General features: G+C 47.6%; 12 protein-coding genes. All 12 read right to left on the bottom strand.

The annotated features are described in order from the left end of the window. Positions 1–5: 5 nt before the first annotated feature. Positions 6–1,091, bottom strand: a complete 1,086-nt coding sequence (locus ACOTYH_RS05830; protein ID WP_045357067.1) for a glycosyltransferase — start codon at positions 1,089–1,091, stop codon at positions 6–8. 25 nt (positions 1,092–1,116) lie between these two features. Next, positions 1,117–2,121, bottom strand: coding sequence for a glycosyltransferase family 2 protein (locus tag ACOTYH_RS05825; RefSeq protein ID WP_017383287.1), 1,005 nt, complete (start codon positions 2,119–2,121; stop codon positions 1,117–1,119). Next, positions 2,114–2,707, bottom strand: a complete 594-nt coding sequence (locus ACOTYH_RS05820) for an acyltransferase (protein ID WP_032666826.1) — start codon at positions 2,705–2,707, stop codon at positions 2,114–2,116. The genes ACOTYH_RS05825 and ACOTYH_RS05820 overlap by 8 nt, the downstream gene beginning before the upstream one ends. A gap of 1 nt (position 2,708) precedes the next feature. Next, positions 2,709–3,809, bottom strand: a complete 1,101-nt coding sequence (gene vioA, locus ACOTYH_RS05815; RefSeq protein ID WP_045308623.1) for a dTDP-4-amino-4,6-dideoxy-D-glucose aminotransferase VioA — start codon at positions 3,807–3,809, stop codon at positions 2,709–2,711. A 10-nt stretch (positions 3,810–3,819) separates the two neighbouring features. Then, entirely contained in the window at positions 3,820–5,247 is a 1,428-nt protein-coding gene (locus tag ACOTYH_RS05810; RefSeq protein ID WP_017383285.1) for a lipopolysaccharide biosynthesis protein, read from the bottom strand. 6 nt (positions 5,248–5,253) lie between these two features. Next, positions 5,254–6,120: a glucose-1-phosphate thymidylyltransferase RfbA gene (rfbA, locus tag ACOTYH_RS05805; protein WP_017383284.1), complete on the bottom strand. Its 867-nt coding sequence runs from the start codon at positions 6,118–6,120 to the stop codon at positions 5,254–5,256. Between the two features lies 1 nt (position 6,121). After that, complete coding sequence (gene rfbB / locus ACOTYH_RS05800; RefSeq protein ID WP_149604546.1) at positions 6,122–7,195, bottom strand: dTDP-glucose 4,6-dehydratase; 1,074 nt, start codon at positions 7,193–7,195, stop codon at positions 6,122–6,124. A 358-nt stretch (positions 7,196–7,553) separates the two neighbouring features. After that, the gene (galF, locus tag ACOTYH_RS05795; RefSeq protein WP_421637609.1) at positions 7,554–8,450 is read right to left on the bottom strand and encodes a GalU regulator GalF; all 897 of its coding nucleotides are present in this window, start codon (positions 8,448–8,450) and stop codon (positions 7,554–7,556) included. Positions 8,451–8,624: 174 nt separating this feature from the next. After that, positions 8,625–10,016, bottom strand: coding sequence for a colanic acid biosynthesis protein WcaM (gene wcaM, locus ACOTYH_RS05790; RefSeq protein ID WP_421637608.1), 1,392 nt, complete (start codon positions 10,014–10,016; stop codon positions 8,625–8,627). Positions 10,017–10,028: 12 nt separating this feature from the next. Further along, complete coding sequence (wcaL, locus tag ACOTYH_RS05785) at positions 10,029–11,249, bottom strand: colanic acid biosynthesis glycosyltransferase WcaL (RefSeq protein WP_421637607.1); 1,221 nt, start codon at positions 11,247–11,249, stop codon at positions 10,029–10,031. After that, positions 11,246–12,526 carry a colanic acid biosynthesis pyruvyl transferase WcaK gene (wcaK, locus tag ACOTYH_RS05780; RefSeq protein ID WP_006811234.1) on the bottom strand — a complete coding sequence of 427 codons (1,281 nt, stop codon included), beginning with the start codon at positions 12,524–12,526 and terminating at the stop codon, positions 11,246–11,248. Before wcaK ends, wcaL begins: the two co-directional genes overlap by 4 nt. A gap of 15 nt (positions 12,527–12,541) precedes the next feature. Then, the gene (gene wzxC / locus ACOTYH_RS05775) at positions 12,542–14,020 is read right to left on the bottom strand and encodes a colanic acid undecaprenyl disphosphate flippase WzxC (RefSeq protein WP_003863527.1); all 1,479 of its coding nucleotides are present in this window, start codon (positions 14,018–14,020) and stop codon (positions 12,542–12,544) included. Between the last annotated feature and the right edge of the window lies 1 nt (position 14,021).

Here is a 14,021-nt window from a genome sequence, read left to right as displayed (position 1 = left end):
ATTAATTAAGCCTCAAATAAGCGTTTCCATTTCTCAGCAATGACATCAATTTTATAACGATGTAAGTATTCAGGACATTTATCAGACATCTCGTTTCGCAATGCATCATTATGCAACAAGGTGGATAATTTATTGATAAACTGATCTTCATCGCCGTTTTTTACCAAATAGCCTGTTTCACCATCGACGATAACCTCAGAAGGCCCACTAACATCGTAAGCAAGAGCGGGAAGACCAAAGGCTTGCGCCTCTATTAAAACCATGGCCAATCCTTCATGGTAGGATGTCATTAATATAAGCTGGCTGTCGTTGTATATTTTTCCAATATCTGAGGTAAACTCTGATATCGTTGCATTTGCTATACCGGCATTATCTATTTTTTTACTTAATGATTCCTTTAATGGCCCATTGCCAATTATCTCAAGAAAGTAAGGTGTTTGCGGATGCCGCGCAAGAAATTTCTCCCAGATATTTAATAGCCGATCAAAACCTTTAACCTGCACCAAACGTCCCACGGCGATTATTCTTTTGCTTCTATTAAGATATGGAGACAACACAGTATCATTAGAATAGGGTGAAGGATTGGGTATGACGTTTACTTTTCTATTATTCCATGCCCGTGCATCATGCGTAGTAAGCACAACAATAGAGTCGGCAAACATTAAAGATAACTTTCTTCCCAGACGAGCCCAGAGTGGTTTCCTGTCAAAACTAGTATGATCGCAGCAAATATATTTTAGTTTATTTAACAAGGCGGGCAGAAAAGACCAAATGACACTTTCCATACCATTCGCGATAAAAACATCAATATTTTGCTTTTTCAAAAAGAAATAAAGTTTAGGTATTGCAAAGAGCGTCTTTATTTTTTTAATGATTTTATTTTGCGTGGCGCTCTTGTTAATGAAAGCTTTAAAATTAACGTTTTTATTTAATTTGTATGGTAAATAACTAATATCATCGCCATCCTTATAGAACATACTAACAATCCATATTTCGTTACCGTTTATGAAGTGATTTGAAAGCTCGGAAATGACACGTTGAATACCACCTTCATCAGAAGCGTCAGTCAAGAAAAAGCAAATTTTTTTCATCTTAAATCCAGGTTATTTATTTAGCTTATTTATTTAGCGCTGACTTAAGCTTATGCAAATAATGCAAAAATACTGGAAAACCCTTGAATTTTAAATACAACTTTTGTTTTGTAGAAGAGTATGGGTGGCAACAATATGATTTTTCAAGATATTGTTTAAAAGACTTATAATCTTTACGTATAAGAAATTTGGTTGCAAGATCGCAATAAATCCTTGAAAAGCGAAGATCGTAAATTCCTTTGTGTTTTTCGAAATCCGTAATACTTTTCTCAGTATATTTGATGATATTTTTCTGCGTCTCTATATTTTTGATGAAATCTTTTTTGATGGCACTTGACCATGAGTTTTCAGCAAACAGGCGATACACGGACATGGGTGAAGGTAAATACAGCCCACCGGCATCTTTCATTGCATAGAGTTCAATAAAGAGATCGCCCACAGGCGCATTTTCAAACCATGCCGGAAGCGATGCCACAACCTTTTTTTTGAACATGTATGAAGACGTAGGAGAGAATTGCCCATTTGTATTCAAGACATCTTCTACACTAAAACGACGAACCAAATCACCTTTGTCAAAGCGCTTTACTTTGCTGCCATCAGGATGTAACGCATAGGCAGGATGAAAGCAGAAGTTAACATCTGGAGACAGAATCATCGCATCGTATTGTTTTTGGATTTTATTAGGGTCCATCCAATAATCATCTCCTTCACAAAAAGCTATATAACACCCCTGCGCATGTGAAATGACATTCCTGATATTACCGTTCGCACCAAGATTTTTATCTGAGGTAATAACCTTAACAATTCCCGGAAATTTATCCCTATATTCTTTGATGATAGTAAGTGTGTTATCGGTTCCCTTGTCTTCGCCAATTAATATTTCAAATGCAAAATTTGTTTGCTGCGATAAAAAACTCTCAATCGCTGTAGCAATGTATTTTTCATGATTATACGTTATACAACAAATAGAGACTTTAATCTCTGAATCTTGCCAAGTTTTTTGAATCAATGCCTGCTTTTCATTAAACATCAGTTTTACCTGTCGGAGCACGTTGAATATTTGTATTCAGCTGTGCTTCAAGTTCTAAAAGTTGTTTACTTCTTTCTCTTATTCTACGCGCAGGATTACCTGCATATATTGTAAAGGTTTCACAGCTGTTTTTAACCAATGAAAGGGCACCAATCGCACATCCCTCGTTGAGAGTCACTCCCGGTAAAACGATACTTCCTGAGCCGATAATGACATGTTTGCCCACGACAACTGAATCATGCGTGACATTTGTGAAATCCGTCGGCACCATAGGATTACTCATGTAATTTCCAGAGTAATCATCGTTACTTGAGTAAATGGAAACCCGTGATGAAATATTTGAGTAATCCATTAACGTAATTCTCCCTGCACCAATCAGAGATGAATATACCGCTATATGTACATAATCACCGATAAAAACGCCTTCTGCTCCTGCGGAAATAACACAAAAATCATCTATACGGACATTATTCCCGATATGGATTTTAGATATACCGTAGAAAGACGCTTTCGTTGAGATGAGAACATTTTCCCCAACGGAGGCAAATCCCATCTGTTCAATTTCTTCACGGGTTAATATAGCCATACTACCCTCGGATAATTTTTATAATACGAGAGAAATCATTGTCATCCAATTCGTTGAAAATTGGCAGACACAATACCTTATCCGAAACAGTATTAGACAAAGGCAAATTTTCAACAGCTGCGGATTCAATTCCTCGGTACATTGGCATATTGCTAATCAGAGGATAGAAATAACGACGCGATAAAATATTATTCTTTTTCAACTCAAGATAGAGCTCATCCCTGGTCATCCGGAACTCAGGCTCGATCAGAACAGGAAAATACGAATAATTACTGTTAGAGTGTACAGAAGCAGCAGGAACAGTAATACCCTTAATTTGTGCAAGCTCCTGCCGGTAGGCCAGATCTATTTTTTTACGCTGCTCAATAGCACTATTGATATGTTTCAACTGTACTAAACCAAAAGCAGCATTGATCTCACTCATTTTACCGTTGATACCTGGCGCAGTGACCGTCAACTCGTCAGCAATACCAAAATTCTTCAACCTATCAATACGCTGCTTGGTCTTGGCGTCCTGACAAATTATTGCGCCGCCTTCAAAGGTGTTGAAGACCTTTGTAGCATGGAAACTCAGGATGGACATATCACCAAAGCGTAAAATGCTCTGGCCTTTATACTTTACGCCAAAAGCATGTGCTGCATCATAAATCACGCGAAGCCCATAATTATCAGCAATTTCCTGAATTGCTTCTACATCGCATGGACTGGAATAGCAGTGCACTGGCATAATCGCGGTTGTATTAGGCGTAATAGCCGCTTCGATTTTCTTCGGGTCAATGTTGAATGTGTCGGGATCAATATCAACGAATACCGGCTTCAGTCCGTTCCATAGAATAGAATGACTGGTGGCAATGAATGAGTACGGTGTGGTAATCACCTCACCTGAAATACGTAATGCCTGAAGCGCTGTGATTAACGCGATTGTTGCGTTATTAAAAAGAGAAATGTACTCAACATCTAAATACTCGCACAATTCTTTTTCAAGTTGCTGGTGGAAAGGACCATTATTTGTTAACCACTTATTATCCCATATTTTTTCAAGGTAAGGAATAAATTCACTTAGCTCAGGAAGAAAGGGTTGAGTCACTGGTATATTTTTCATTTAGTTTTCTCTATTCTCTGATAGACAACACAATCTTAAATAATTTTCTTTGCGTGAGGTAAATCATTCCGATATATATACCAGGCGCTAAAGTCAACATAATTACTATCTGCCATATATCCTGCATTGCAAGGTGCATGGCAATTAATTTGGCCATAAAGCAGGAGATCAATGTTATTAACCAGATGGGCGACACTTCTTTAAATTGTCGCCAGACCGTTAAACCAGTCAGTTTTCCGGTGTAATAAGTATTTAATACGAGTGCAAGGTAAGAATGAATCAATAAACCAAAACACATTATGTAAATGCTGTAATTCATCGTTAATGCGACTATTGAAATCCCGATCACTTTTTTAATTATTTCCAGCTTCAGGAACAAATCGCTACGACCTTTCACCTGTAAAACATTCAGGTTTATGGCATGGATTGGATAAAGCATATAAGCCAGGGCAAGGATTGTCACAAGACCCGCTGCTTCATGCCATTGCGAACCTAACACCAGTTGAAGCAAAGGTTGTGCGAGTATTGCAACACCAGCCATTAATGGAAAGATGAACAACGCAGCCACTTTCATTGTGAGCAGGTAGTATTCGTCCATTTTATGACTATCTTCCTGCATATGACTAAACATAGGATACGTTACACGCTGAATAATATTCGTCATCGTCATGGCAGGAATACTTGATATCTGGTTGGCCTGCGTAAATTGACCAACATGTTCAGCGCTGAATTTCTTGCCGATAATTAATTGATAAACGTTGTTATAGGCTGTATCAAGCAGTCCGGATAGCAATAACTTGCCGCCAAAGCCAAACAGATAATCAAATGATTTTTTTGAAAAACTGAGGGCTGGAACCCAACGTGTTATAACATTAAGAAATAGTGCACTCAGAACTGACGCCGACAGGGTTTGTGCAACCAACGCCCATACGCCATATCCTTTCCAGGCTAAAATCAGCGCAACGACACCGCCTAGTGTGACTGAACAGATCGACGCTTTTGCCTGCGCTTTGAAATTCATCGATACTGTCAAAATCGTTCTGGGCACAACCGAGAAACTATTGGCTATGAGCGTTAAACCAATAACTTTAGTTAACAACACTAACTCAGGCTGCTGATAAAAATCAGCTATATATCCTGCTGAGAAAAAAAGCAAAGTATAACAGCAAACAGCAACAATAATATTGAAATAGAACGCAGTCGAGTAATCGATATTCGTGCGGTCTGTCTTTCTAATCAGTGCTGAACTAAAGCCGCTATCGATAAACACCTGACCAATAGCAATAAATATGGCTAACATTCCAATGAGACCAAAAGCTTTTGGCCCTAATAGGCGAGCCAGTATCAGCATCAGAAAAAGTTGTACACCCTGGGAGAGGATCCTCTCCAGGGCACTCCATTTTAAACCATTAACGGTTTTATTCTTGAGTTCGGACACTATTCGTTACTTAATCAGTTGGGACAGATATTGACCGTACCCATTTTTGGACATTAAGGCAGCCTGTTTTAATACCTCTTCCTTAGCCAGCCATCCATTGTTATAAGCAATCTCCTCAAGACAAGCAACTTTAAACCCTTGTCTTACTTCGATTGTCTCGACAAACTGTGCCGCTTGTAAAAGGCTTTCATGCGTCCCTGTGTCTAGCCAGGCAAAGCCACGTCCCAGCATTTCTACAACGAGGTTACCCTTTTCAAGATACATCTGGTTGATTGAGGTAATTTCAAGCTCCCCCCGTTCTGAAGGTTTCACCCGTTTTGCAAATTCAACCACTTCGTTTGTATAGAAATAAAGCCCAGTGACAGCATAATTACTTTTTGGTTTTAAAGGCTTCTCTTCTATCGATAGCACATTGCGGTTTTCATCGAACTCAACGACGCCAAAGCGTTCTGGATCTTTAACCTGATAACCAAACACCGTTGCTTTAGAGGTCGCTCGGACCGCGGCTTCTTTTAACTTAGGAGAGAACCCCTGACCGTAGAAAATATTATCGCCTAAAACCAGACAAACGGGATCAGTACCGATGAATTCTTCACCAATAATAAATGCTTGTGCCAATCCGTCTGGTGAAGGCTGAATCGCATACTGTAAATTCAGGCCCAGAGTTGCCCCGTTACCAAGAAGACGAATAAATCCTTCCTGATCTTCAGGCGTCGTAATAATTAAAATATCTCTTATGCCTGCCAGCATTAATACCGATAATGGATAATAAATCATCGGTTTATCATAAATAGGTAATAACTGCTTAGAAACCCCCATTGTAATAGGATACAGACGCGTTCCCGAGCCACCCGCAAGAATAATTCCTTTCATTTTATACTAACCCCAGACGCTCACGTTGATAACTACCATCCTGCACTCTCATGCACCAATTTTTATTTTTCAGATACCATTCCACGGTCTTACGAATTCCGCTTTCGAACGTCTCTTCAGGCTTCCAGCCCAGCTCCACCCCAATTTTATGCGCATCGATCGCATAGCGGCGGTCATGTCCTGGACGATCGGCAACATAAGTAATTTGATCGCGGTAAGAGCCTTCTTTCGGCACGATTTCATCCAGCAAATCGCAAATAGTGTGCACAACGTCCAGGTTCTGCTTTTCGTTGTGACCACCGATGTTGTAAGTTTCTCCCGGTTTACCCTGAGTCACAACGGTGTAAAGCGCACGGGCATGATCTTCAACATAGAGCCAGTCGCGGATCTGGTCGCCTTTGCCATAAATCGGCAGCGCTTTTCCGTCCAGCGCGTTCAGGATCACCAGCGGGATCAGCTTTTCCGGGAAATGATACGGACCGTAGTTGTTTGAACAATTGGTGACAATCGTCGGGAAACCGTAGGTGCGCAGCCAGGCGCGAACCAGATGGTCGCTGGACGCTTTGGAGGCAGAGTATGGGCTGCTTGGCGCGTAGGCAGTGGTTTCAGTGAACAGCGGAAGCTCTGAGGATGCCGGGTGTTCATCCGGGTGCGGCAGATCGCCGTACACTTCATCGGTGGAGATATGATGGAAACGAAACGCTTTTTTCGCCGCGTCATCGAGCGTTGACCAGTAAGCACGTGCAGCTTCCAGAAGCACATATGTCCCAACAATGTTGGTTTCAATGAATGCCGCCGGGCCGGTAATGGAACGGTCTACGTGGCTCTCTGCCGCCAGATGCATCACCGCATCTGGTTTATGCTCAGCAAAAATACGATCCATAGCCGCTTTATCACAAATATCTGCATGCTCAAACACATAACGTTCACTGGCGCTGACATCGTTAAGGGACTCGAGGTTGCCGGCATACGTCAGTTTATCCACATTGACGACTTGGTCATGGGTATTTGTAATAATATGTCGTACAACCGCTGAGCCTATAAAGCCAGCCCCACCCGTCACAAGAATTTTCACGTTATCTATTCCGTTTTGTAGATATGTCGAGATATTGGCGTTCTGAACCCTGGTATTAATTCAGGTTTCAGAAATTTTGCACGCTACCGCCCCTGGCTTGACAGCTACCAGTGCACTGAGCGCGTGTTGAATATAAGATTGACTGTCTGATTTCAGACAAAAACTGGCGTTAATTGTCGTCCTAAATGGATTCGGAAACAAGCACAAATCGTTACAAATCAGCCCAGATTTGAAGCAGATAACTCTCTGTTATTATAGGAATTAATAGCAAAAAGCGGCAGCCATCATTTTAGTTATGTAACAACATAACAAGATGATGGCTGCCGCGCATGAAGTCTTTCAGGCTGCGGAAGAAGTATCAGTCGTTAGCCAGCAGCTTCTCAATCCGGCTTCTGAACTTCGCCCCTTCCTTCAGGTTACGCAGGCCATAGTTCACAAAGGCCTGCATATACCCCATTTTCTTACCGCAGTCATAGCTATCGCCGGTCATCAGCATCGCATCAACCGACTGCTTCTTCGCCAGCTCAGCAATCGCATCGGTCAGCTGGATACGATCCCAGGCGCCCGGCTCGGTTTTTTCCAGTTCAGCCCAGATATCCGCATTCAGCACATAACGGCCGACTGCCATCAGGTCAGAGTCCAGGGTCTGCGGCTGATCGGGTTTTTCGATAAACTCAACGATACGGCTCACCTGCCCTTCTGTCTCCAGTGGCTCTTTAGTCTGAATAACAGAATACTCAGAGAGATCGCCCTTCATACGTTTCGCCAGCACCTGGCTACGGCCCGTTTCATTGAAACGTGCCACCATTGCCGCCAGGTTGTAACGCAGCGGATCGGCGGAAGCGGTATCAATAACGATGTCCGGCAGAACCACGATGAACGGGTTATCACCCACCACCGGGCGCGCGCAGAGGATTGAGTGGCCCAGACCCAGCGGCTGCGCCTGACGCACGTTCATGATGGTCACGCCAGGAGGACAGATAGACTGAACTTCTGCCAGAAGCTGACGCTTAACGCGCTGCTCAAGCAGCGCTTCGAGTTCATAAGAGGTGTCGAAGTGGTTCTCAACGGCATTCTTAGAAGAGTGCGTCACCAGAACGATTTCTTTGATCCCCGCAGCAACAATCTCGTCGACGATGTACTGAATCATCGGCTTGTCAACGATCGGCAGCATCTCTTTAGGAATGGCCTTTGTGGCGGGCAACATATGCATGCCCAAACCCGCTACCGGTATGACTGCTTTCAAATTAATCATTATTTCTTCCACCTTAAAATGGTTGACGAATTATAGCTTTTAAACCTGTTTTCGCCAGCATGTTTTGCCGTAAATATGAAGTAATCCTAGGTCACCCCACCACAAATTACAGTAGTTGTAATCTGAATAGATCGCGATTCCGTACCAGGAATAGTCGCAAAATAGGCTGTAGGATTACCTGTGCGGCAGCGCAAAATTCAACCGTTCCGTATTCACCACGTGTTGATCGACCCGATCAATATCCACCGAACTCTGCCCCTTTTCATTAACCGCTTTTATGTTCGCGAGCGACAACAGCGTCTCGTTTTTGGCCATAAACTTCCCACGCACGTCTTTGCGCAAGTCGAAGTTCATCTTAAGCGCTGGTCCCGTCGCTGACTCCTGCATCACGTTGATATTGCGTAAGAAAAGATGCTGTGGCTTGTTGTGCAGCTCAAGCGTTGCTCGCTGCATGTTGACGTTGGTGATGGCAACAAACGAGGTGGCATTGCCGGAGGAAATCTGTATCCCGCGCAGCTTATAGGCAAGCTGTCGGTTATCCAGGCGAATATCGTTAAGTTTGAAGTTTTGCGGTATCGACAGATAATCGCCCTTGATCACGCCATACCCGATTAACATTCCGGCGCTGTTCACCATATCGATATTATCAATAACGAAATTATCACAGCCATAAATAGCTACCGTTGCGTTATCAATTCCGGCCTTTTTACTGAAGTCGGGGGTAATATTGCTGGCCTTGATATTACGGATCACAAAGTGTTTACCGTTTTCAACATGGACCAACTGCCGACAGTTGCTGCCGGTGATATTTGCCACCACGAAGTTTTTAACGGTCTGCTGTTCAGGATAGTCATTGTCGTACGTGCTGCCAGCCAGCCCAATACCTATGCCCCAGTTGATCTTGCCGTTGGTGCAGTTGATGTTATCGATCACGTGGTCAGAGATCAGGATGTTACGGTCGTTAATCGCCACGTTCCACTCAATCGCGTCACCCTGCAAATGGCTGAATTTACTGTTGGTTATGCGCGCACCGTCCACCTGATTATGAAAACCCTGGCGCAGAATGGCGTAGTTGGCCTGGCTCACGGCAATGCGATCGATAAGCAGGTTACGCATCACTCTCGGCTTTTTACCGCCGATGTAGATCTGGGTGACGGGGCCGAAGCCGCTCATCGCCAGCCCTTTAATGACACAGTCGGAGCCACGCACGTCCAGCGTAATGTTATGCGTGCGCCCCTCTCCTTCCCCAATGACCTTACAGCCTTCCTGGAGCACAAACCGCCCGCGGCCGTTGCCCTTCAGCGCACCGCGGATCAGCAGGGTTTTGCCATCAGGAATGAAAATGCCGGTATTGATGTTTTCACAGGTTAACCCGGCGGGAACAACAACGGTATCGCCCTCGGCAAAAGCCTGCTTAAAGGCGGCGATCCAGTCGTTATTGTTGTAGCGATCGACAGAAACCGTCTTCCCGGTTGCCGCCCGCGCAGCGCGGGACGACAACAGCGGCATGGCAGCCAGGACGGATAAAGAAGAGACAAATCGGCGTCGGGTAATCTTTTTCAGCATACAACCTCAGCGTTACAGCGTTTGCAGCAGGCTCGCTAACTGGCGATTAATCACCTGCTGATTGAATTCTGCTTCAACTTTTTGCCGCGCATTTTGCAGCACAGGGATCAGCGTCTGCTGATCGATATCACTGAACGCAGCCAGACGATCCGCCAGCGCCAGCGCATTGTTTTCAGGGACCAGCCAGCCGGAGTATTCAGAGGTGATCAGCTCAGGGATCCCGCTGTGCAGGGTCGAGACTACCGGAATGCCGACCGCCATCGCCTCCATCAGCGCCACGGGAATACCTTCCATATCGCCGTCGGCGCCGGTTAAGGAAGGCAGCAGGAATACATCCGCATCATCAAGCATGGCTTTCACTTCGTGGCTCGGCTTGAAGCCCGGCATCTCGACCAAGTCTTCCAGCTGATACTGTTCAATCAGCGTGCGCAGGCGACGCTCCCACGGCCCGATACCCAGGATGCGGTAGTGGAAGTCCACGCCGCGCGCCTTCAGCTGGCGACAGGCTTCGATGGCTACGTGCAGCCCTTTCTTTTCGGTCAGGCGGGCAACAGAGATAATTTGCAGCGGCTTGCCCGGCACCTTAACCGGTCGCTGAGTGAAACGTTCCATATCCACGCCCATGCGTGAAACGGTGATTTTCTCGCTCGGGCACCCCATGGTTTTCAGGCGTCCGGCCCACAGGTTGCTTATCGGCAGCATCATGTCGCCACGGCGAAACAGCTGCTGATATTCCGGCGTGTAGTGGTTCAGTACTTCCCGGCTGGAGATGTCGATACCGTGGAAAATGGTTGCGATTTTGCCGTCAATCACCCCCAGCTCACGCAGTTTTGCCGCAGTTACGCCCGCCGGGCCAAAGTGGGCGATAAAGACATCGGCCCGGTACGGCTGGGCCGTTTGCCCGCAAATGGCGGAAAGGATCAGGTTGCGGGCCTCCGCCCCATAGCGCGACATATTCAGCGCCCGCCACGTCGAGGCGCGATGAAGGCCGCGCAGCGTCTGGCTGGCGCGATGGCGCAGTTTGTTCATTCGTCCGGTGGGTTCATCCTGCAACCAGCGGGTTTTCGCCTCCAGCCCATACCGGGTATACGCCGCATGGGTGTTTTGCGTATCGCCCTTTTGCAGGGCGATAATCTCCACGTCATACCCCATATCGATAAACGCGGTGATTTGGTTCAGCACAAAGGTTTCAGACGACAGCGGAAATTTCAGTAAGAAGAAACCAACCTTCATTTCCCCTCCCGGACGCGGTCGAGTACGGATTTCACCATGCCAATACCTTTTTCGCGTTCGGCTTTTACCGCCACCGCCAGACGTTCGTTGATCGCAGGCAGCTGACCGAGCGTGTCGCCCACCATCGCACCCAGCGACCCGTCCAGCAGATGACGAATATCGACGGCCATTTCCGGCATACCGAGCTGCTGCATAATGCCCGCAGACTTGTGTTCGTAGTTAATGGCGATGGCTGGCGTGCCGAAGTTCATCGAGATAATGGCCGAGTGCAGACGCGTGCCCACGGTCAGGTCGCAGGCGGAGAGCAGCTTGCCCATCTCCAGATCGTTCAGCTCGTCCATCACCACATGATAGCGGGACGGATCGTTCACCAGGTTGCGCAGGTTGAGCGCCACCATACGGTCATCTTTGTTGTAGCTGTCGATACCGGTACAGGTGGAAAGCGCCAGCACCTGGTAACCGCTGTCCAGCACGCGGTTCACCACGTCGGCAAAGGCTTTCTCGTACGCCGCCTGGGTCGTGCCGAGGCGTTTATCGAACGGCGCAAGTTCACGCAGGGTAATGGCGACGGTTTTCTGCTTTGCCGCCACGTCCAGCCAGTGCTGTACCGCGTAGCTGGCCTGGAAACTGTCATCCTGATGATCCACCAGCCAGGCGGTGTCCACACCGTGCTCCACTTTGGTGGTGTCGATTTCACTGCGTTTCATCATGTCGAGGCTGACCGATTCACGCAGGATCAGCGCGTCGCAGTGGCCGAAGACATAGTTCGCCAGCTGGTTAAACTGCGGATCCTGGAATGGCCCGACGCTGTGGCCGATCATAAACAGCGGCTTTTTCGCCATGAACGTACAAAGCGCATGCTCAAACTGCGGCACGCCGTACAGATCGACGAAGAACGAACCGCCCACCTGAATAATGGCGTCATAGCCGGACAGCAGACGAACAAAATCGGTAAAGCCCTGCGCGATGGCAATGTTGCGCAGCTTGCCGGTGTCGGTCACGCGAGAAAGCAGCACCTGATGCTGGTAGCGGCGACGCAGCACTTTCTTCACGCGCCCCATCACGCCCGCGGCGTTGTTGTGCTGTTTCATCTGGCTGTAGAGCGGGTCGCCCATCACCGGGCGGTTCAGTAACCAGGATGAGCTGACCGGATAACGGCTCATCACATCCACTTCTGTCTCAGGCTTAAGGGTGTTAATTGCATCCAGTAAACCGCGCAGGATGGCGCTGTCGCCACGGTTGCCGCAGGTATGGTTGCCAAGAATAAGTAATTTCATAATGGCCTCGTAAAATTAGCCTGCGCGAAGCAGCGTTTTCATTTTTTCGTTACGGCAAAACTGGCGCTTCATCTCGACCACCAGCGCATTGCGTGACAGCACAATCATCACGCCGAACGCCAGCGCGCCTGCCGCGACCTGCACCGCAAGCAACGCCGCCAGCGGCAGATGCCCGTTGAGCACCACGCCCAGGCCGTAGCTCACCGCAAGCGTCGGTAAGGAGAGATAGAACGGCAGCCACAGGCTGAGGATGTACTGACGGTAGCTGGAGCCCAGCACCGGTTTGATCATCACGAAGTAGCTCAGCACGGTATTGACGATTTGCACCAGCAGGAAGCCGAGCGTCACGCCAATGGCGCCCGCCATGTGGCCGCCCACAATAATTGCCGGAATAAACAGGAAGGTTTTAAACACGTTGAACTTGAAGCTGATATCCACGCGCGCCTTCGCCATTAGCAGAGAACCAATCGGGTTCCCCACCGAGCGCAGCAGCCCCACGACGCACAGCAGTTGCAGGATCGGGATGATGCTGTTCCACTTCTCGCCAAACACCAGCGGTACGAAATTGCTGGCAACCACCATCAGCCCCAGCAGCACCGGGAAGTTGATGATCCCCACGACGGAGAGCAGCTTGTAAAAGTTCACGCGCAGCTTTTCGGTATCGTCCTGAATTTTGGCGAACGCCGGGAACAGCACGCGGGTAATGATAGGGTTGAGCTTCATCGGCGGGACAACCGCGACGTTATACGCCAGGTTGTAGCCACCCGCGACGCTCGCGCCCAGAATGCGCGCGAGCACCAGCGTGGAGAGGTTAGTATTCACGTAGTTGATAATGCTGTCTGCCGTCAGCCACGCGCCGAAGCGCAGGTTGGATGAAACAGACGCCAGCGAAAAATGCAGCCCCGGGCGATAAATCTTACGGCCAAAGAAGCCAAACAGCAGCGTGCGCACGGCAGAGTTAACCAGGTAGCCGAGGATGGCGGTCATCGCCAGCGGCCAGAAATGGGCGCTGACCACAGTGAAGGTAAAGCCCGCCAGTACGGCGCTGGTTTCAATCATGCCGATTTTGTTGAACTCCAGCTCTTTCTGCATCAGCGCGCGGAACTGCTGCCCGTGCGGGATCACCACGAAAGCGAACGACAGGGTGCGCATCAGCGGCGCCAGGTCCGGGTTATGCAGCACGCCGGCAATCACATCGCTCAGCAGGAACACCAGCACAAAGACGAAGATACCCAGCCCGACGTTCAGCCAGTAGAGGGTGGTCAGCTCCAGATGGCTGATCTCTTTGCGCTGGATAATGGAGTTGGCGATACCAAAGTCCGACAGCGTATCGGCCAGGGCGATAATCACCAGCGAGACGGTCAGCAGACCAAACTGGTGGTTATCGATAATGCGCGCCAGCACCGTCATCTGCACCAGGCCGAGGCCAATAATGACGATGGTGGCCATGGCTGACCATTTCGCGCCGCTGATGGTTTTTTCTCGTAAGCTCATC

It is taken from the genome of Enterobacter cloacae complex sp. SHL001 (assembly GCF_049236825.1).
GTDB classification, from domain to species: domain Bacteria; phylum Pseudomonadota; class Gammaproteobacteria; order Enterobacterales; family Enterobacteriaceae; genus Enterobacter; species Enterobacter hormaechei_C.
This window is presented reverse-complemented; position numbering and strand designations above follow the sequence as displayed.